Origin of the sequence: Virgibacillus sp. LDC1, assembly GCF_025792345.1 — a bacterium.
Taxonomy (GTDB): Bacteria; Bacillota; Bacilli; order Paenibacillales; family Paenibacillaceae; genus Paenibacillus_AQ; species Paenibacillus_AQ lautus.
The window spans coordinates 628358-648816 of the sequence record NZ_JAOXLZ010000005.1 but is presented as its reverse complement, the minus strand read 5'-3'; the positions used below and the strand labels follow the sequence as shown (position 1 = coordinate 648816).

Annotated in this window: 20 protein-coding genes; 1 reads left to right on the top strand and 19 read right to left on the bottom strand. The window is 51.0% G+C overall.

What is annotated here, in order from left to right:
• Nucleotides 1-146: 146 nt before the first annotated feature.
• From OHJ21_RS27480 to OHJ21_RS27395, 18 genes are all read right to left on the bottom strand, one after another.
• Nucleotides 147-1106 carry an NAD-dependent epimerase/dehydratase family protein gene (locus OHJ21_RS27480; RefSeq protein ID WP_486021647.1) on the bottom strand — a complete coding sequence of 320 codons (960 nt, stop codon included), beginning with the start codon at nucleotides 1104-1106 and terminating at the stop codon, nucleotides 147-149.
• Nucleotides 1088-1915: a dTDP-4-dehydrorhamnose reductase family protein gene (locus tag OHJ21_RS27475; protein WP_394058445.1), complete on the bottom strand. Its 828-nt coding sequence runs from the start codon at nucleotides 1913-1915 to the stop codon at nucleotides 1088-1090. Before OHJ21_RS27475 ends, OHJ21_RS27480 begins: the two co-directional genes overlap by 19 nt.
• Nucleotides 1912-2898 (bottom strand): polysaccharide biosynthesis protein, encoded by a 987-nt coding sequence (locus tag OHJ21_RS27470; RefSeq protein WP_100540757.1) that lies wholly within the window; start codon nucleotides 2896-2898, stop codon nucleotides 1912-1914. The genes OHJ21_RS27475 and OHJ21_RS27470 overlap by 4 nt, the downstream gene beginning before the upstream one ends.
• Nucleotides 2888-3982, bottom strand: a complete 1095-nt coding sequence (gene wecB / locus OHJ21_RS27465) for a non-hydrolyzing UDP-N-acetylglucosamine 2-epimerase (protein ID WP_100540756.1) — start codon at nucleotides 3980-3982, stop codon at nucleotides 2888-2890. Before wecB ends, OHJ21_RS27470 begins: the two co-directional genes overlap by 11 nt.
• Nucleotides 3983-4133: 151 nt before the next feature.
• On the bottom strand, nucleotides 4134-5516 hold the full coding sequence (locus OHJ21_RS27460; RefSeq protein ID WP_486021646.1) for a glycosyltransferase family 4 protein: 1383 nt from the start codon (nucleotides 5514-5516) through the stop codon (nucleotides 4134-4136).
• Nucleotides 5517-5683: 167 nt separating this feature from the next.
• Nucleotides 5684-6808: a CgeB family protein gene (locus OHJ21_RS27455; RefSeq protein ID WP_326115380.1), complete on the bottom strand. Its 1125-nt coding sequence runs from the start codon at nucleotides 6806-6808 to the stop codon at nucleotides 5684-5686.
• A gap of 47 nt (nucleotides 6809-6855) precedes the next feature.
• Nucleotides 6856-7947 (bottom strand): CgeB family protein, encoded by a 1092-nt coding sequence (locus OHJ21_RS27450; RefSeq protein ID WP_326115382.1) that lies wholly within the window; start codon nucleotides 7945-7947, stop codon nucleotides 6856-6858.
• A 202-nt stretch (nucleotides 7948-8149) separates the two neighbouring features.
• Nucleotides 8150-8458: a hypothetical protein gene (locus OHJ21_RS27445; protein WP_326119839.1), complete on the bottom strand. Its 309-nt coding sequence runs from the start codon at nucleotides 8456-8458 to the stop codon at nucleotides 8150-8152.
• Nucleotides 8459-8465: 7 nt separating this feature from the next.
• The gene (locus OHJ21_RS27440) at nucleotides 8466-8780 is read right to left on the bottom strand and encodes a hypothetical protein (RefSeq protein WP_486021645.1); all 315 of its coding nucleotides are present in this window, start codon (nucleotides 8778-8780) and stop codon (nucleotides 8466-8468) included.
• Nucleotides 8780-9091, bottom strand: coding sequence for an alpha-helical endospore appendage domain-containing protein (locus tag OHJ21_RS27435; protein ID WP_411829540.1), 312 nt, complete (start codon nucleotides 9089-9091; stop codon nucleotides 8780-8782). Before OHJ21_RS27435 ends, OHJ21_RS27440 begins: the two co-directional genes overlap by 1 nt.
• A 32-nt stretch (nucleotides 9092-9123) precedes the next feature.
• On the bottom strand, nucleotides 9124-9414 hold the full coding sequence (locus OHJ21_RS27430; protein ID WP_100540750.1) for a nucleoside-diphosphate sugar epimerase: 291 nt from the start codon (nucleotides 9412-9414) through the stop codon (nucleotides 9124-9126).
• Between the two features lie 71 nt (nucleotides 9415-9485).
• Nucleotides 9486-10217, bottom strand: coding sequence for a glycosyltransferase family 2 protein (locus OHJ21_RS27425; RefSeq protein ID WP_100540749.1), 732 nt, complete (start codon nucleotides 10215-10217; stop codon nucleotides 9486-9488).
• Nucleotides 10214-10945 carry a sugar phosphate nucleotidyltransferase gene (locus tag OHJ21_RS27420; protein WP_326119840.1) on the bottom strand — a complete coding sequence of 244 codons (732 nt, stop codon included), beginning with the start codon at nucleotides 10943-10945 and terminating at the stop codon, nucleotides 10214-10216. The genes OHJ21_RS27425 and OHJ21_RS27420 overlap by 4 nt, the downstream gene beginning before the upstream one ends.
• Complete coding sequence (locus tag OHJ21_RS27415; protein ID WP_486021644.1) at nucleotides 10942-11703, bottom strand: glycosyltransferase family 2 protein; 762 nt, start codon at nucleotides 11701-11703, stop codon at nucleotides 10942-10944. Before OHJ21_RS27415 ends, OHJ21_RS27420 begins: the two co-directional genes overlap by 4 nt.
• Nucleotides 11700-12590, bottom strand: coding sequence for a glycosyltransferase family 2 protein (locus tag OHJ21_RS27410; RefSeq protein WP_326115389.1), 891 nt, complete (start codon nucleotides 12588-12590; stop codon nucleotides 11700-11702). Before OHJ21_RS27410 ends, OHJ21_RS27415 begins: the two co-directional genes overlap by 4 nt.
• A 187-nt stretch (nucleotides 12591-12777) precedes the next feature.
• Entirely contained in the window at nucleotides 12778-13635 is an 858-nt protein-coding gene (locus tag OHJ21_RS27405) for a glycosyltransferase family 2 protein (protein WP_100540746.1), read from the bottom strand.
• Nucleotides 13636-13813: 178 nt separating this feature from the next.
• The gene (locus OHJ21_RS27400; protein ID WP_100540745.1) at nucleotides 13814-14377 is read right to left on the bottom strand and encodes a WIAG-tail domain; all 564 of its coding nucleotides are present in this window, start codon (nucleotides 14375-14377) and stop codon (nucleotides 13814-13816) included.
• Nucleotides 14378-14459: 82 nt separating this feature from the next.
• Complete coding sequence (locus OHJ21_RS27395; protein ID WP_100540744.1) at nucleotides 14460-15605, bottom strand: glycosyltransferase family 4 protein; 1146 nt, start codon at nucleotides 15603-15605, stop codon at nucleotides 14460-14462.
• 291 nt (nucleotides 15606-15896) lie between these two features.
• Here OHJ21_RS27395 and OHJ21_RS27390 point away from each other — a divergent pair, with 291 nt between their 5' ends.
• Nucleotides 15897-17000 carry a YheC/YheD family endospore coat-associated protein gene (locus OHJ21_RS27390; protein ID WP_100540743.1) on the top strand — a complete coding sequence of 368 codons (1104 nt, stop codon included), beginning with the start codon at nucleotides 15897-15899 and terminating at the stop codon, nucleotides 16998-17000.
• A 212-nt stretch (nucleotides 17001-17212) separates the two neighbouring features.
• Here the strand turns inward: OHJ21_RS27390 and OHJ21_RS27385 are convergent, their stop codons facing one another.
• Nucleotides 17213-20452: a DUF5704 domain-containing protein gene (locus OHJ21_RS27385; protein ID WP_486021643.1), complete on the bottom strand. Its 3240-nt coding sequence runs from the start codon at nucleotides 20450-20452 to the stop codon at nucleotides 17213-17215.
• Between the last annotated feature and the right edge of the window lie 7 nt (nucleotides 20453-20459).

Sequence of the window (20459 nt, the reverse complement as noted above, 5' to 3'; positions counted from 1 at the left end):
TGTATTAACATCGTATAGGATGACCTTGTGGCAGAGGTGGTATGCTGAAAGGTTTTAACATGGAAGATTACTGATGATCAAGCCTAATTTTATGGACAAAAAAAACACCGATTGGATCGCATCCATCGGCGTTTAAATTCATTTTCTTATGAAGAGGAGCACTGTACCTGTATTCTGGCATCATCCATAATATCGGCAAGCGATCGCTCCAGAAGGTATTGCGGACGCCATCCCAGCGCTTTGAGAAGCTCGGCGCCTTGCTGCCCTCCTGTTCCCTTATTTAATGAATCCAATGAAAGAGAGGCGGATTCAGGGCCCCAATCCATGGGCACCGCCGTCTGGGTCTCCTTAAGCAAGCGCTCAGCCAGCTCTCCAAGCGTATGCTCTTCCCCTGATCCAATCGGATACGTCATGCCGGAAGAGCCGCTCTTCAGAAGTACGCCGTATGCAGCTACCGCATCCCGAACGTCCAGAAAGTCCCTTGATTCAAAACGGGAGCTGATACGGAACAGCGGTAGGGGCCTGCCCGCTTCACAACCGGCAATATACCGGGCAAGCAGCGTGCAGAACCCTGTCGATTCTCCAGGACCAATCAAATTGGATGGCTCTGCCAGGACGATGTGTTGGTTGAACATGCTATGCCAGGCCGCTGCCGACCAACTGGCAAAGGTTTTGCTAAGGCTGTACGGGTGAGGAACGGAGGCCGCGCCTTTTGCAGGATCCACGCTCAGTCTGGAACCAACCATCACCATCCGGCTGTCCGGACAGTGCTGCCGGACGGCCTCCAGCAGATAGATGGTGCCCATAACGTTACTCTCCATATAAGAGGCAGGATGCTTCCATGACTCCGAAGCTGAATTTTTTCCGGCTAAATGCAAAATATAATCAGGAAGGCTTCTTTTGATCAGGTCATTCACCTGCTCACGATCCTCCAGATGACACTCGGCGGATATGACACCTTGTATCGAATCCAGCGTTTTCTTATTCCTACCGGCAGCAACGACCGTGCAGCCCTGCCGAACGAAATAAGCGCAAGCATGTAAGCCTGTAAAACCTGTGGCTCCTGTGATCAGCAGTTTTTTGTTTTTTAATGTTTCTGCTGCCATTCGTACATCTCCTTTAACATTTGAACATAGCTCGGGAATGGATATGTTGCATCAAGTCGCGTGCTGCGCAGTGTCCGATCCTGAACAAAATCGTCGGTCGGGACCACAACCACATCGTGTTTCCCCCATATGTCCTTGAACAACAACAGCAATTCATATTTGCTTACCGGGTTCGGATGCCCTAGATGGATGAGACCTCCCACGTCCTTGTTCATGAAGAATTCGATCGCTTTGGCAAGCTCCAGCGTCGTAACGCCGTTCCATTGTACGGCCCGGTAGCCGGAAACCTCGCCCCGCTGCTTCATAAACCAGTTAAACAGGCCAATTCCGCTCTGCCGGATTTCAGGTCCGATGATTGAGGTTCGAATGGTCAAGTGATCCGGGTCTTGGACCTCGCCCAGCGCTTTGGTTACCGCATAGGAAGTTGCACCATCGGGAAGATCATCTTCCCGATAGCCTCCCTTGGTACCCAGAAACACGCAATCCGTGCTGATATGAATAAGTCTCGCTGAAATGCTACCCGCTAAATTTCGCAGACGATGAGGCAAAAATCCATTGATATGATATGCGTTTATTTTGTCTTCTTCAGCTCGTTGATTCAAGACGCCTACGGCGTTGATGATGATATCCGGCCAAACCGCCTTAACCATATGCTCCACAGCACTCATATCGGTTACATCCAGCACCAGCCCTTGTGAATCACTTCTGTCCCGGGTCGTATAAAAGACATGATGCTTGCCGGATAACTGAAAGTACTGTACAAGCATATGTCCCGCCATGCCATTTCCCCCGAGAATGAGCATCTTCATGGCAAGAATCCTCCGCGGCGCAGAATATCCCGTATTTCGTCCTTGGTCATCAATTGATGCTCTGAGCTGAAGCTGTTGAAAGACACTTTGGACAGGTGTTGATAACGCTCATTCAGACCAGGAATCTCGAGAGTCGGTAATATGACCAAATATTCATCATCGTAAACAACAGTAGTCAGGCTTTCAAAATCACTCATGAGGATTTCATGGATCTTCTCTCCCGGACGAATTCCGGTTTCAACCACGGAGACGTCGCTGCGACCCGAAGCTTCTATAAGCACTTCCGCCAAATCCACGATGCGGCAGGTCGGCATCGTCATAACAAAGATTTCACCGCCGATGCTTTCAATCGACGCTTTGAACAGCAAGGAGATCGCGTCCTTCAAGGTCAGGAAGAAACGGGTCATGTTGTGATCGGTAATGCTGATCTGTCCCTTTTGCCGAATCTGATTCTTGAATACATGAACGACGCTCCCGTTCGTTCCGAGAACATTGCCGCCCCGCACGCAGACGAATTTAGTGTGCGTACTCAACAGATTAGCATACACGATCAGTTTTTCGCCAATCGCCTTGGTCATGCCGTAAAAGTTGGATGGATTTGCAGCTTTATCCGTTGAAATATATATCACTTTTTTCACTTGATTTTCAATAGCCGCCTCAATGACATGCTGCGTGCCTACCACATTGGTTTTCAAAGCTTCATAGGGATGCTCTTCACATACAGGAACATGTTTTAGCGCCGCAAGATGAAATACGTAATCAACATCCTGGCAGGCTGCCGTAAGAGCTTCCTTGTCGCGGATGTCTCCAATTCGGAAAGTGAGTCGCGGATCTTCAAACTCACGGTCCATAGCCACCTGCGTGGCCTCGCTTCTGGAATAGACGATGACCTGCTTAGGATTTAGCGGCAGAAGCTGGCTGATCAGTTCATGTCCCCAAGAGCCTGTGCCGCCAGTCACCAAAATCCGTTGATTAGTGAACATTCACTTTCCCTCCAAGCACATATTTTACGACGGTACGCGACACATTGTCCGCTAAATAGCCCTCCGGGCACTTCCAGTCGCGACTCAATTGAGTCATCAATTGGACCGCTCCATGGATCCGGTCCGCGCTCAGGCCGGAAACGATGTTGCTTCCGCAATCCACAGTCTCCGGTCGCTCCGTCGTCCGCCGAACCGTCACTGTGGGTACGTGCATGATGCAGCATTCCTCTTGTACCGTGCCGCTGTCGGTGATGGCACAAAGAGCGTCCTTCTCGAGCCTCACAAAATCAAAAAAGCCAAAAGGCTCGTGGAATTCAATAAGCGGATGAAGACTGACCTCCTTCGCCCCTTCAAGGCGCGAAGCCGTCCGGGGATGCAGGCTGCATATGAGCCGGTGTCCGAACGTTTCCGCAACCGCGTTTAACCCATTTAAAATTTCCTTCAAATTCTCAGGTCGGTCCACATTCTCGGAGCGGTGTACCGTAACCAGAAAATATTGCTGAGGCGACAATGACAGCCGCTCCATGATCCGGCTTTGATTGACCTGAGCTTCATAATGCTTCATTACTTCATAGATCGGGTTCCCTGTCAGAACGATGCGTTGACTCGGTACGCCCTCGCGAAGCAGATGATTCTTACTGTAGTTCGTGTAAGGCATATTGATGGAGGATACCGCATCAATGACTTTACGGTTCTTCTCTTCAGGTACATCAAGATCAAAGCAGCGGTTCCCCGCTTCCATATGGACCACGGGGTATCCCAGACGCTCAGCCAGCACGGCGCAAAGCGCGCTGTTTGTATCGCCCAGCAGCAGTACGGTATCGGGCTGCTCCTGCTCCAATATTTCTTCCATGCGGCTGAACATCACGGACAGCTGGCCACCGAGCGTCGCCTGGCGGTCCTGAAGGACGTAATCCGGACTGCGGAGTCCCATTTCCGAGAAGAATACCCCGCTCAAAGTATTCGTAAAATTTTGCCCCGTGTGCACGAGTACATGCCGCGTTGCATACTGGTCTAGAAGAGGAATGATCAAGCTTAATCGGATAATTTCGGGCCTCGTACCCAAGATTGTCATGACTTTCATATCGGATTCTCCCTTGCCAAGTTAATCACAGATCCGAAGGCGATCTTTCCGCAGCACGACCATTCTTCCCTTATTCTTGAGATGGCAGAGCGGAGGCGTGTCTGCTTTCAAATATGTCAAACGCCTGATCCGACTCTACCATTCCCTCGTCTCATGCCTTCCGTCGCCTTGCGGACGTTCTGCGTTGTCTAAGCTTTGATGCCCGTCGCCTGGTCGGTTTTCCTTCCGTTCTTCTGGTTCTCGTGCGAGGTAATTTCCGGCGCAGTCCCGCTCCGCTGCGTTTCTTCCGGGTTCGCCTTCCCTGGTTGTGCCGTCTCGTCGGAGCAGCCTGATGCTTCGCCGTCCTTGCCGTCGCCTGGAACCACCCCGGATGCTCATTCATCCACCGGGAAACCATCTCGTTCACCCGCACCTGATACATCACAGGACCATAAACAGCCTGCGCTTTCATTCGGTTCTGCATCCCCAAGGAAACTCCCTGATCCGGTTGATCCAGTATGAACCTTACTTTCTCCGCCAAAGAGTCCGTGCTTCCTGGGTCAGCTAGCAGATGCGCACAGCCGACAGCTGTCAACACTTCCTGGAGTCCCCCTGATGCATAGGCAACGACCGGCTTCCCGTACATCAGGCCCTCCAGTGCCGTCAATCCGAATCCCTCCGGTACCACGCTCGGAACGACAACAACATCAAGCGCACAGTACACCTGAGAGATGTCATCCTGGGGACCGGCAAATATGAATCGGTGCTGAGCCCCTGACCAAGCAATCCGATCGCGGCACAATCTCTCATAGTCCAGGTCCAACACGCTGCCTACAATGAGAAAGACAGCGTCCGGATAGGCATCCTTAAGCGAAAGCGCCATGTCGATGAAATGATGAACCCCTTTGCTCTCGATCAGAAACGACGAGATCATCCCTATTAAGGGTCTGTTCGATGTGATCCCAAGCTTCTCCCGGTAGGCGGCCCTCCATCCCGGCCATGCTTCCTGCTGAATGTCAGACTCGCTCCAGGATGGAGGAAGAACCGTCATCTTCGACTGCCTCACTTCCGGCGGGAAGCTCTCGGCTACCGACTCGGAAATACTGATGATCCAACTGCTGTACTGATGGATTAACGAAGTGGACAAATGGGCATACCCGTTATTCGTAATTTTCTCTGTCAGCTGCCACATCACGGGAATCCCGAGTCGTTTTCCGGCAGCCGCCGGCATAACATGAACGCAGGTATTGGTAAGGATCACCTGAGGTCCTTCACTTGCTATCCATTTCGTCAAGGACCGGAATACAGGTGTTGTCATTAACTTATCCGCTTCGTTCATAAGATGGGCACCAGGTGTATATACACTGTAGAGCAATGGGATTTTGTAGATTTTCACCAAAATCCCGGATTGTCTGGCCAGCATGGTCAGTCGGCCTTCATTGGGTGCAACCAGAACACATTCGAAGAATGGAGACAACTGCCCGCAGAAGAACAAAAGCAGCTTCTCCGCTCCCGTAATGCTTGACGGATTGGATACGTGTGAAAAAATCAACATTTTCGGTTTAAAGGCCATCGGTATCGCCCGCATCTTCAGTAACCGTGATTCTCGCAGTACCGGATGCGATCCACCTCCTTTTCACCCAGTTGGTACAATATATTAGGGAGACAAAGATACCGCAACGACGCTTGTTCCCCCAACATTCATCTATTTCTGTGTACCGATTAAGGGAAGATGACCGAGAACAACGTATTCAGCCGATGTGCATAGGTATGCTCCTGATAAGTTCTCTCCAGCGCGCGATGGGCGATATCTTTACGAAGCTGATCGTTAGTCAGGTAATACTCGATTTTCTCCAGCAGTTCGCCTTGCGATCGGTACGTATCGATCTCAACCCCCGGTGTGTAAAAACGCGCCAGATCTGCACGCTCATCACAGAGTTGAAGCGTTCCGCAGGCACTGATCTCAAACGTACGGGGGTTTGGGGAAGCCGCTGGAATATGACCGCTATTTTGATTAATATCATCGTCATCTACCGCACGATGCAGATTGATGATGATCTTGGCGCTGTTGTATACGTCTGCCGTTTCCGCAGGCCCCATCCACTTGTTGATCTCGATTCTGTTGTTATATCGCCCATATCCCGGGAATCGTTCCCACCAATTGCCGTTAATAAATGTGCGGCGCGCCATCAGTTGATCCATAATGGGTTCAAAGAACTGAATCCGTTTCGGATAGGCTGTACCGACGAAACCGATATCGCGTGTTGCCGCTCCAGGCTTGGCGATCGGACGGTAATGGCCGGGAAATGCAGCGAACGGCAAATAATGAACCTGAGCACAGCCCAAGTTCTGATAATGGGCTACACAGTTCAACTCCAGCGTAAATACATAATCATAGTGATGAATCCAGCCTAATGTCATATCGGTATAATACGGATCGTCGGTCATCCAGACGGCCGTCCGAATTCCCATGGCCCGGACGGCATCCATCTGCTCCACCGGCAGATACATGCCGTCCAGTACCAGCACTAGATCCGGTCTGGTGCGACTTGCTTCCGCTGCTACATCCTGCTTCGCATCTGTCAGCGTAAGCTGACGTACCATGCCATGCAGCGTGCCAATGATCGCCTCGTCAATCGGCGAATAGGGAAATCCTTTTCCCGAGCTGACAAACAAAACATGGATCTCCCGCACAGGCGGGGTGTATACAATCCGGTTGACAATGCCTTGTGATTTCCCCCGGAAATACCCTTCATCGTATCCCGCTTGAAGACCGGCACTCCTGCCTCGTCCATATGCATCGGATACGGCGGACCGACGTGGTCCTGTAACTAAACTTTTAGGCATCCGCTTTGCTCCTCCCTGTTATTTGCTTGAACGAAAACAAGTTCATCCTATCGATTGGCCTCAATCAATGTCAGAAGTTCAGGCAGTCGGTGAACATACGTATGTCTTGTCATCGTCGTCTGAAGCGCCCGCTGCGCTATACTTCTACGCTGATCCTCTTGAGAAAGATAATAGGAAATCTTATGTTTCAATTCCGGAACGGAGCCAAAGGTCTCGATATCGATTCCTGGCGTATAATACTGGCTCAGATCCTCACGGATATCCGTGATCTGAAGCGTACCGCAAGCATTGATCTCAAAGGTGCGCGGATTGATCGAACGTCCCGGAAAATTCAGGCTGTTGCGGTTGTCGTCACCGCTTTGGGTCGGCCGGTGCAGGTTGATCACAATTTTGGCGCCGTTGTAGAATTTCACGGTTTCTGCAGGCGGAATGAAGCCGCTGTACACAAACGGAGAGAGCTCTTTATAACGGGCAAGTCGCTCCCAGAAGCCTCCGATAATACGAACCTGCTTCCCTTTCAAGAACGGGGCCAATTCATCAAACAGTGCCGCACGGTTGCGAAACGCGTTGCCGATGAAGCAAATGTCAGAACGATAAGCCGGCCCTGCCATCGTAGGGGTAAACAGTTCCGGATGAACGCCAAGCGGAAGATAAAACACTTCTTTCACCCCGACGCTCTGATACAATGGAACACAGCTCAGCTCGTGCGTGAACACAACATCAAAATGCTGTGCCAACCCCGGTGTCTCCTCCGTGAAATAAGGGTCATCCACAAACCAAATGGCCGTCCGGAAGCCGAGGTTCCGAAGCTGATTCATCGAATGGCGAAAATCCTCCGGAAATACGTGCAAGCCGTTCATGACCAGAATGATATCCGGCATTTGCTGCAGGGCCACCTCCACCACTTGTTCCGGCGGCACCACGATACATTCCCGAACGATTCGGCCAAGTCCCTTGACCACCCCTTCATCAATGGACTCAAAGCCTTGGGGGACATACAGAATTTTCAGATCGAAATATGGTGAGGGCTCGACTGGAATACGTTCCATCAGCGCACGGCACCCCCCCAAACGGTACCCTTCACTGTAACCTGCCTGGTAGCCCTCCTTCTGACCTGTACGAAACGATAAGCTCACCATCTTCACCCTGTCTCTTATGGGATTTACAAAGGTTCATATAACTATATGCCGAGAGGACGAATGCATCATGGACGACTGTCCCTTGGACCGGGAATTTGGCGTATGCCCTTACGTATCGCCCCCTTGAAAACGGCAAGGAAAAATAAAAAAGAGCGGTCTTTCACGGATCCGAAGCCTTCCGTGAGAGCCGCCCTGTCCGCCTTCATACGGGTGCAGGAGGGGTTTGCCCGTCTTCATAACCTTTTGCAAATCCCGATTTAAATCCTTCGTCATATGCCTGATTATAACCTTGGTTAAACGCTTGGGATGAGGCGGGATAGAACACGCGCCCTCCTCTTCGTAACCGATAGCGACTTCGAATCCCGCGGCGTTTACGCAAACTCAAGCTGCCGCCACGTCGCCGTCTGGCACCTTTAACAACCTTCAAGCGTCTTACAGCCAAGGATCGTCTCTTGCTGCCGGCAGGACGTGCACGTCCGCTCTTTCGTAAACCCGTTAGTTTTACTTTCATCCTATCATTAACCTCCCGAGTGCGTGGTTTGTTCCTGGTCTGCTATACCGTTGCATGCAATCCTTCCGGCTGCAAGCCATGGGGAAGAAGGAGATCCCCGTTTCGTTCGGTTCAGCGGTATGCCTGTCAGCATCTCCGTCATGACCGACTGGTAACCGGTTAAAAGCCGGATATTCTCAGCAAGCTTTCGCGAAGTCACGTCGGAATGGGCCGAGACCTCGGCGATATTCTCCAATATGCCGGCCAATGCCTCTTGGCTTCTGGCGATGGATGAAATCATGGCTACCCTTGCTTCATGTTCCCGGTGGGTGCGTGTAATCATTAGTCCGAATCTCCAAACTCAAATTCATCAAAACCTCCGCTTGCAGCCTGTTCATCGGTACCTAAAGCCACACGCAGATTCCGGCAGAGCCCTGATCCGATTCGGGTCAGTCCTTCAATCTGCTCCACGATTTGCTCATGCATCACCAGCGAATCCTTCAATCCGCCGGTAGAGGGATCCTGCGACAGTACCCATTCGCGAACCTTTTCAGCTTCGACAGCCTTCCCCTCCAGGATCAGAGAGGTCTCGCGCTGAATGGTAACGGCTGCTTCCAGCATTCGCATCAAAGACTCTTCTTTGCTCACCTGCATTCCCGCCTCTGTCATCCGGTAAGATTACCGGGTTATTCTTCCTCTTGGTCTCTCAGTTCCTTTAACACGATCTCCAGGCTATCCGCTGCGGTTTGCTGCAGATCCGCCATGGCGTTCAAATAAGAAACGATACTGCGATTGATTTGTACCGTCTGTCCTCCTGATGATTTCGGTCCTTCTGCGAGCTGAAATTCATATTCAGGAAGTGAATGTATAATTTGAGCCATGCGAACAGCAGCATGGCGCTGAGCTTCCAAAATCCGGGCCAGCTGCTGTTGAGAATGCGAAAGATGGGCTATCATATCATCGATTTTGCTCTCCACGTCGGTACTCCCCTTCACTCTTCTATCGGTTCAGCATATGCGGAGAACGGATTCTCCGTGCAAAATTCAAATCATAACTTTCCGCTTGCAAATAGGGATGACGCCTCGATCTGTAACCTCTGTTCCGCGGGTATCCGTTCAAGCCATCTGTGCATAAGGTCTTCCGCGGAAAGGATCTCTTCATCCCACATACCGATCTCTGCCGGGAGCGAACGCCTGAAGAGAAGACAGCTTAATGGATTGGACAAGGAACCCGACGGAGCGGACTTCTCCTCATCCGCCCATGCTGCTCCTAACCCCGTTGCGTCCGAACTGGCATAGACCATTTTTAAAGCAGGCTCACGCTCAAGCTCGCTCACCAGAACCCCAAGCCAGTTATCCATGTGTGGTAAAACATTGGCCAATATGGCGATGTACTCGCCAAGTGACGCTGAAATCGCCTTGTTCACTACACAGGCAAGATGATCTCCGCTATTCCCTTTGATGTGACGCACGACTCCTCTACGATCATGAATATACCGCCTCGTATTTGCTGTGGCCCCGGCATCGGCAACAAGCACCTCATAGAGATGGGGAGTCATCGTCTCAATATGCTGTATAACTTGAGCCACTGTATCATGGTGAGAATCCGCAGGGATAATAATGCTTGTTCCTTCGAACACAATGCCCCGGTCCTCCTGCCCAAGCTTTAGCCCGAGAGCATAACCGGCCTGATAACCGGCTCGGTAATGCTCGCCCGAAACTCCCCCCTCTCGCCGCTCTCCAGTATAGACTGTAACCCGTACGGCACGCCGTTTTTTCATGGCAATTCATCCTTCATATGCACAGCCGCCTCCTGCAACGATTCAAAGGTGCCGGCATCGCACCACCACTGCTGCAGGATGTCATAGATTAATGTGCCGTTGGCTGCATAAAGATTGTTGACATCGGTAATCTCCAATTCCCCTCGTTCTGACGGACTGATTCGGCTGATGATATCAAATACGCTATGATCATACATATATATTCCCGTCACCGCATGACGGCTCCGGGGATTTACAGGTTTCTCCTCAATGAAGAGCAATTTCCCGCTTCCATCCTCCGCAAATACGGGTACGCCATACCGATGCGGGCTATCTGTAGGACTGAGCAGTACCATAGCCGTACCGGAAGGCTGCTGTACATAATGCTGAATGAACGGCTTTAAATCGTCCTGAAAGAGGTTATCGCCCAGCAGAACAACGAATTTTTCCCCGTGAGGAATAAACCCTTTCGCAAGCTCCAACGCCTCCGCAATTCCGCCTGCCTGCTCCTGCACCTTATAGGTCAAATTGACACCGAAGCTCCGTCCGTTCTCCAAATATTCGGCGTACAGGCCAACCGATTTGGAGCCGGTAATCAATAAAATGTCATCGATGCCCGCCTGATGCAGCTTGTGTATTCCATATGCAATCATCGGATGCTTTCCTACCGGAAGCAGGTGCTTATTCATATATTTCGTCAGCGGAAGCAGTCGGGTGCCGTTCCCCCCTGCCAGCAATACGCCCTTCATGATGCGTCACCTCTCTCCTCGATGAATTGTAATGGATCAACATTCCACTTCTCTACAAACCGTCTCCGGTTCCGTTCAATCAACTCCTGGAAACCACTCGGGAACCGGGTTCGGAAGCTTGCACTCCCTTCATGATGCACCAGCACATTGCCTGCCACCAACAGCTTGAACCCTGCAAGGCGAGCGCGATAGCAATAATCATCATCCTCATAGTGTCCGGGCGAGAAAATCTCATCCAGGTATCCCACCCGATCCATGACCGCGCGCTTGAACAAATAGCATAATCCCACGATGCGATTCACTTCGTGCCACAGTCCCGGATTCGGTACATTCCAGCGTTCTGCCTCCTGGATGTAGCCTGTTCTGTCCGTATACTCTACCTTCACCTGCTGGATACCGCTTGCGTAATTCGTTACAGGCCCCACGACCCCGATCTCTTCCTTGCTGTATAACGCTTCTTGCAATAACGTCAGCCACCGCGGCGAGACAAATACATCATTGTTCAGCAGCAATAGCTGATCTCCCAAAGCCAACCGGAGACCATGGTTACACGCGATGGGGAAGCCGGTGTTTTCCGGCAGCGAGACAAGCAAAAGCCCTTCCCGTACACAATATTCACCGGTTCCATCCCGCGAGCCGTTGTCCACAACGATAATCTCGTAGGGGACATCGGTGTATGCACGGATATGGTCCACACAGGTGCGGAGCAGATGCAGTCCGTTATACGTGGGAATAATAATACTCGTTAGTCCGCTCATAGGCTGTTCCTCCGTAAGGATAATTCCGCCCGTGACACCTGTCCCCATTGAAGGCGCCCGCCAAGGTCTTTCATCGTTTCTCCTAGGGCTTCGATATGATCGCCAATGATCAGCTTTGCCACTGGATTGTCCTTACCCCGATTCGTCTTTCTTCGCCGGTTTACGCTCAAAACATCCACGGTTTGTACCGCTTCAATCCGAAGTCCATGTCTTATGGCCAACGTCTGGGCTCTGGGTGGGACAGAAAGATTCGCATAACCGATACGCTCCAGCGCCTGCCTTGTCATCGCATGGGGAATAGCTGTTAGCGAATTGGCCTCCAGATCGTCACGTCCCAGCATGCGGTTGAGAAATGTTTTACAGCGGGTAACCTCATCTTGGCGGCTAAATTCCGGCAGCAATGGCATGATATCGTTCAATGCCACATCCACTCCTCGATCTGCCGCAAGCAGATAGGAACTCAGTTTTTCCGCAGGCACCGGCATATCCCCGTCCATGAACAGAACGATGTCCCCGGTGCTCATCTTGGCCCCTAAGGCACGGGCCACATCATGTCCCAGCCGTTCGGGAATGTGGATCACCGTAACTCCTTCAAATGCACGCGCTGCCGAGTACGTATGATCATGGCTCCCATTCTCGACGACGATGATTTCATGAAATGGAAGTCGTTTTAGCTCTCGCAGCACCATCGGAATGGAACCCGCTTCGTTGCAGGCGGATACGATTACGGAAGCTCGCCCTTTCAGAGGCGGCAGCAGCGGTGCCGGGATCGACTGCCTGGAACCTCTGGCGTATCCGCGTCGGAACGATTCCGCCACGCCGGGCAGAACGTGATAGAGTTGACGTTGGGGAATTCCGCTGGAAGCCAGCCATTGACCAAAAGCCATGGATGCTTCCCTTTTGGATGCTCCCCGTCTTCTCCCGGACAGACCTCCCGCACTCAGTGCGAGCCGTTCCCAACGACTGTTCCGTATTAAACGGTACGCTACCACCCGTGAGGAACCTTTTCTTAAACGTCTTCGGCTTTTAGATCCTGATCGACTTATCTTTTTATGAACCCATCTTTGCACGTGCTCACCTCACCACGCTCCGTCTTCGTCCACCATCGTGATATCCGCCTCGGACACCACGCTCTGCCATCACGGCTTCCAGTGCTTCCAAATGATCGCCAAGCACCAGCATTTCCAGCGGATCTCCGCCCGCGATTCGACCGGGATTCAAGCGTCCGACTTCTACGCGATAAACCGCCTCCACACGCAGCCCCCGGTTCACTGCAGCCGCTTGCGCTTTCGGCGGAATGGACAGCTCACTTGCACCGATCGTCTCCAGCGCCCGACGGCTTAAGGCATGCGGTACGGCTGTCATGGACGCACCCCGCAAATCAGACCTTCCAAGCATCGAATTTAATGTATATTTCGCAAGAATAACCCGGTGAACCGGCTGCCGATCGATAGGACCGGTATAATCGTTCAAGGCCACATCAACGCCGGATTGAACCGCCTGGACGAAAGGCCTTAACTCACCGGAGGGAATAACCATATCGCTGTCTGTAAAAAGAAGAATTCGTCCTTTAGCTGCTTGAGCGCCTACACTTCGTCCCACATCGTGTCCAAGCGGCTCCGGAAAAGACAACACCTTGGCTCCCATCCGTTCTGCGACAACAGCGGTCTGATCCTTACACCCGTTCGCAACAACGATAACCTCCGTTTCGGGATGAACCGCCCGTGCTTCTGCTATGACCGCGGAAATCTTACCGGCTTCATTCATAGCTGGAATAATGACAGACACGTAAGGATGGGGATGATTCTCCCGTGGGATCTGTGGTTCCATAGGACGGTAGGTGGTAGGATTAGCGGGTGGCTGCAACGATTCCCTGGAAGGACGCCGAGAAACCGACCTTCTTCGGGGCCTTAACCGCTGCACATTGCGCATACTTGCACTCCTCCTCCCTCGTAACGGTCACTTGCTCCTTGGCAATCTATCCTATTGTATGTTTGCTCTCCTTCACCGTAACGGCATATGTACGGTTATACCCCAACGCTTATCCCCATCCGCTATCTGTACATACAAAAAGGGCGGGGAGTAAGCTCCCTGCCCTTTTTGTACGACCCTATTGCCCGCCTATCGCTATCCATGATAACCATCCGGCTGCAAGCGGATTGCCTGCGGACCTTGTGATGCCGACCATCGCCTGAAGCTCTTTCCGTGACCTGACCCCCGCTTGAAACCCGGGGTCGCTGCATGATACTACCATGACATAATTTTCATCGGCATAAGGGGACGGGAGCGAGACGGCAACATCGATGGTGTCCACGCCTTCAGGAAACATGAAGGGCATATCGCCAAACTGCTGCATTAACGGCCTGTCAGGCATCCCTTGTACCGGATTAAAGCTCAAATGCGCCAAGTCCACCGAATGGCTTGCAATTTTAGAGGAAGTAATCGATTCAGGGGATAGATGAATGCTATATACAGAATAGTCTTCAATCGCCTCGCTTCTTACACTGCGATGTCGAAGATGAGCCGAGTCAATCGTATCATCGGCCAACTCATATTCGGCCGTACCACCACGATCAATACCCGTTCTGTACGCGGATGTCTTGAGACGGCCAGGATATCGCCGGTACGGTCTCTTCCCTCTTCCCCTGGTGATCATCCTTCTGGCTTTGTTCACTGTCGGCTCTCTCCTCTGCTTCTAATCGTTACTTCATCCTATTCGGCAAGGGGGGCGCCTGCCACTGTTCCATCGGATACCCTCAGATGGTTTGCATCAAATGAACCCAGCGCTCGGCCGTATGATCCCATCTGAAGCGCTGCCGCACCGTTTCGCGACCGGCCATTCCGATCTGTCTGCGAAGATTTTCGTCCTGTAGCAGAGTGTTAATCCGCTGCGCAAGTCCGGCTGGAAAATCATCGCTCTGGACCAAATACCCCGTCACTCCGTTTTCCACAATTTCCGGAATTCCTCCGGCACTTGAAGCGATTACCGGCACGCCTGCAGCCATGGCTTCGACATTTACAAGCCCAAACGCCTCTCTGGGTGCAGATGGAACCACTACGATGTCTGCAAGCGAATACCAATCCGCAATGGCCGGGTATGGTACAAAGGGGCGGAAGTTTACCCAATGTTGGTATGGTCTTGCAGTTCTTTTCAATTCCCGTACATAAGCGGTTTCCCGATCCGATCCGTATCCGGCGCTCCCGATAATGAGCAGCAGCACATCCGGATGCTTCTCCATGATCTGCGGCAGTGCTTCCAGCAAATGGTGAACGCCTTTATCCGGAATCAGTCGTCCGGCAAACAGGATGATGCGCCGCCCGCTCCATCCGTAATGAGCAAGTCTGGCTTCCCGCAATGCCTTGGCTGCCGGGCTGAAGGGCGGAGTAAAATGCTCCAGACTGACTCCGAGATGATTAATCGTAATTTTATCCGACAGCTCTGGATGTCTTATCGTGATATCTTCCAGCAAAAAACGGCTGTTCACCACGATGCCGTCCATCCACCTGGCAATGTTCCCAAAGCGCTGCTCGCTCATATACGGAGGCGATATAAAGGTATTGGAGTGGAGATTAAGTACAGTCTTTACATCCGGGAGATGCATCTTCAGACGCTGTGCTAACAGCGGGCGATTGTGTACTTCGATAATATCCGGTCTCCATTTCTGAAGCCTCCGCAGCAGGGAAGGATAATAATTCGCTCCCGATGGCAGGCGGTAACACGGAACGCCGTTGATCGTGTCTTTTGAAGGGAGTCCTTTTCCAAGCACTCCGAATATGCGCACATCCATGGCTCCCTGTGCCAATGGAATCGTCTGCTCCACTACACGCTCGACCGAGCTGCTCCTCCCCGAAGGAATAACAAACGACCCCGGCGTCACAACTGCCACCTTCCGCAAACCCATAACTCCACACCCTTCTCACAACTTATCTATATGAAAAACCACTACTGATATATCATAGGTACCCATCCCCTTGATACCAGCAGTGTTTCATTGCCCTAATTCAAAATAACGCATACCTGACATGTGTATGGCCTGATACCTTAACATATACCGAATCAGGGTCAATTGGTGACTAATCTCCGGTAAAGATTAGGCCAACCACGGGCGACACCCGTCCATCCAGGACAAACTTCCTCCTGCATAGGATGTGGTACAAAGACTCCATGATCTATGGTAACAAGGAGGATGACCATGCATCCGGAATTTGTCGGCATTCTGCTCAACAACAACACGTATCGCAGAATTTCCAGCGGGAGAATCGGCACTGAATCACTGGCTAACTATGAAGAAGCCGCTGCCATGTACGGACTGGTTCCTTGTTTTTTTACCATTCATCATATTTCATTGGATACCGGAATGGTGACAGGATATATACCCATTCCATCCGGGTATCGCCGTGTCTATATTCCCATTCCGCGGGCTATCCATATGCGCGCCATCTACCACAACCGACGCGAACTCAAGCGGATCGAGGATCTGATCAAACAAGGAATCTTTGTGTTTAACGGCCGTACGCGCTACGGCAAGGATACGATACACCATATGCTGGAACAGGATTCGGGATTATCGAATGCCTTGCCGCATACGGTAAAGGCAACGCCCGTCTCCATTCGATCCATGCTAAGCCAGCATGGTGACCTCGTCTTAAAACCATGCAGCGGCAGCATCGGCATCGGTATTATGCGGCTGAAAAGAAGCACCGGGCACAGTCAGCTGACGTATTCCCGCTCCTCCCCATCGGCTAAAGGATGGAGAACCGTAACGTTAGCCGAGGGCAAGCTTCATCCTCTAATTTACCAGAGAATCAAGCGTGCGCCCTTTCTGGCGCAGGAGCGGATCCCGCTGGCAGAATACAGGGGACGTCCCTTTGACATCAGGGTCACGGTACAGCGGGGAGGCAGCGGCAGCTGGGAAATCGCGGGCATGTTTGCCAAAACCTCGCCGCCTCAAACCTTCGTCTCCAACATCGCGCAGGGGGGCTCCGCCTATCAGGTACCTGACATTCTAACCCGCTGTATGCCGAATGCCCCTGTTGGAGAAACCCTCGAGCGCATTGCGGAATTCTCCCTGCATATCGCCCGGATCCTGTCCCTGTTTATTCCGTATGCTGCCGATTTTGGGCTGGACATTGGGATCACCGAAGATGGAAGGCTCTATTTCATTGAGTGCAACGGCTGTGATCAACGGTATGGTTTCCTGGAGGCCGGCATGGGAGAAGCGTGGAAGAACTCGTATCGGAATCCAATGGCTTTTGTCCGCTATCTCTACGATAACGATACCTGGCCCCCGCATTGAGATAAACCGAATGCGTTGGCGTTGATGCTTACGGTTTGATACCATATGCGGGATACACAGGCCATTGTCTGTAACTAACCTCATGCCATAGAGTAAACAGCGTAGCCTTGGATCAACAGAGCTTTTTCATTGCGAGTACAGCGAGCACAACCAAAACAGCCACTGCCTTTAAGAATAATCAGGCGTGGCTGTTTTGGTGTTAAGTGAAAACTTTAATGAGGTACCTGGGATCTAAAATCCCCTTTGCTGGACTGATCGGCATGATAGAATATGACATCCCCGTCCATCAGAGAGAACCGCTTACCATATGGATCATTATACGTGCGGCTGTATCCTTCAAGCTGCCATTGATTCATGAGTGGGCCATGAATGTATTGCAGATGGGGTTTGGCCGTATTGCCCTCCCGGATCGTCTCGATGTTGAAATTGACCACGATATACCCTTTTTTCAGAAAAACCGAGGATTTCTCGTCCAGTCGGTTCGTCCGTCCATAAGCGGCCAGGTCGGTCCCTTTCTTCACTACGTACACGTCGGCAGGAAGACTGTATTCACCGTACCAGCGCTGAATAGCCGCGTTAGCCCGCTCCGTGTCAACGGAGGCTGGCAACCCTGACTTCGGGCCGATCAGTGTTCGTATTTCGGATGGCAGCAGCATCCAGTCGAGCCGCCCTATCCAGGTCTTATTCTTGCTGGTCTTCTCCAAATACTGCCTCAAGTAAGCTGCCGCGGACATTCCCGCCGGGGCTCCGCCGCGGTTGTACAAATATGAAGCGTTATCCTGCAGCTCGCCTTGCGGAACATTGCGCAGCCTTTCATTCAGAACGACATAGCGCTTCTCCGTGTCCTGCGGGGAACCGATCCGAATGAACTTTCGATTTCCGCTATGGTAATACAGATCAACGGGCTGCCGTCCGCTGCCATCTGGATGAACGAAATAAAAACTCGGTGTAATGGAAATGCCGTCTTGTACACCAAACATATTGCCCTTTGTCTTCAAATCAAATTTGAAGTGGTAGCCTGTCTTTACGGCCGCATTCTTATATCCCTGTGCCGGATGCTTGCCCGGTGCGATGGGAAGTGTGTACGGCAGCGAGTTCCCGCGTGCTCCACCGTCAATATCGCGAAGTCCTGTCCAATAGGACGCGCCGCTTGGTGCCGCACTCCCTTTTTGTTTGCGGAAGACCGTCTCCCAGTTATAATCGGCTATATCCGTGATATGGAAATCATATACGCGTCCGATCACTTCGACCGGTTCTATATCCGTAGCCACATGGTGAGCCAAATCCAGATTTGCGCTGGGCTGTGTCGTAAAGTCGGAAGGAGCGTTCTCCGCGATCGTACGGAAGTATACCTGATAATTGCCTTCATCCACCCATACCGGCAGGAAAAACTCCGTGTCCAGCTGATCCGTCGGAATTGTGATCCAGGTGTCTTTTGGATAAAAGGTGCTCCTGTCGCTGCTGTAGACATCGAACGGAAAATACACCTGCTTCGATCTTACATACTTCGCATAGTCCCGGTCTCCGTACCCCTGGATGTTCCGATGCTGACCCGAGGTAGGGATGCGTACCGTAAACGGCCGATCCAAGATGAAAGCAGACCGCTTCGGGTTCGGGGTTGTCTTCTGATTGTGGGCCTGATCATCCGTCACCGACGAATAATTGACTACCGGCGTATGGACGGTGACGGTGTTAATGGCATGAATCGGAAATTCCTTATTACTTCCACCATTAATATTCCCTGGTAATAAACCATATTGAATAGTACCTGCGCTCGTTGTATTGGCCCTGTTAATCTTATCAATGCTAATCATATTATTGGGCTTGTACAGCACATTGTCACTAATATGTGTGGGAGCAGGGATGCTGCCAGGAGTGGGTCCTTTTTCGAGTGTTCGATTCGAATTCATAATGGTAGACCCGTTAAAAACCAGAGAGTCATTCGTGACCTCAACTTTTTCTACAGCATTCTCAGCTACGCTCTGCAGATTCTCATTTGGCGGGGAAGGCTTTGTTTTATATGAATTTCCCCCGTAAACTCCTGATGGGGCTACAATGGGATCAGGTGGGGATGGTGGATAAAACGCTCCAGATGCACTGGTTGTAAACTGCGGTGGCTGATACCCTTGTGGATAAATTGTGATTTGCTCACCTGGTAGTGCGTAATTCCTTAGAGTCCCCTGATCGATCTTATAGACTTCAAGGTTATCGATCACCCAATAAGAATATGGCCGTTCCACGGTGTATCGTTCTGTGACCTTCTCTTCGGCTTGTTGTGGATCAGGTACTGTTGTAGGATTACCGCTCGGATCATTTGGTCCTGGTTTTCCTGGATCCCAATGCAACGTCCATGTTTTTTCTACATTCACTTTAAAGGAACAGATACCTGTCATGTTTACAAATGTATTCTGATACAGGTAATTACGAGTCAAAATATTACCATATAGACTTTCAGACGTCGGTATTCCTTGCAAAACATCAAAACGTTCACTTCCACGCAGGTCAGCGAGAATCTTCGCTGTGACCACCGGATCCATGAAACGACCATTCATTTTCGTCCCTGGAGAAGGTCTCGTGCAGGAGGCCTCAGGTGGGTCAGGGTCAGGAGGGCGCGGTGTATCGGTCTCATAGTAAAAAAACAGATAATATGTCGGAAATGAGCCATCATACGTAAAACGGCCAGGGTCACCAGGTGTTATTGATCCGCCACTCGGGGCTGAGACAGTACTTTTCTTATGTCCAACATATGTATAGTCTAGATTCCCAGGTGTATGAGTAAAAGAGTAAGGACTGTTCTTCTCTAATACTTCTTCACGATCAGTAAAACCCGGGATGCCGTTCAGTGAACGACCTGTAGTCGTATAGTGTTTTATAATGGCATTACCTACTTCGGGCTCAAGTTCGATTGTGAAAAGGATTGGGAAGTAATACCGAAGTCCCATAACGTTTTCATTCTGCTCTTGTTTTGTGGTCACAACTGGATCTAGTGCATCCAAGTCCCCGATCACTTCAATATTAAAAGTAACCGCATCAGTACCATATCCATGAACATTACCATCAATTCTTGGCGTGTATCTGTTACTTACGCTTCTGTATCGATCATCCCAAGTCTCTTGCTGATACCGGGAACGAAAATAAAGATCCCTGCCATCTGGATCTGACATACTTACATCAAACCATTCAACTGAAACACTCTTTATTTTCCGGTTAGGGATATCGAAACTATAGGTATATGGCATCTTTTTATTGCGCTGTCCTTTATATCCTTCAGGTGTCCAAGTTACTCCATCAGAGTATCTCCAAATTTCATAACTGAACAATCCAACAAAGTAATGTATATTTCGATTACTAGGTTTTGGAGTGGTAGGTAATGCTGCATAGACACTTTGAATTATTGTAGAATTTAATATCAACACCACTAGCAATCCAAATAATACTTTTTTCATTTTCATGGATTGC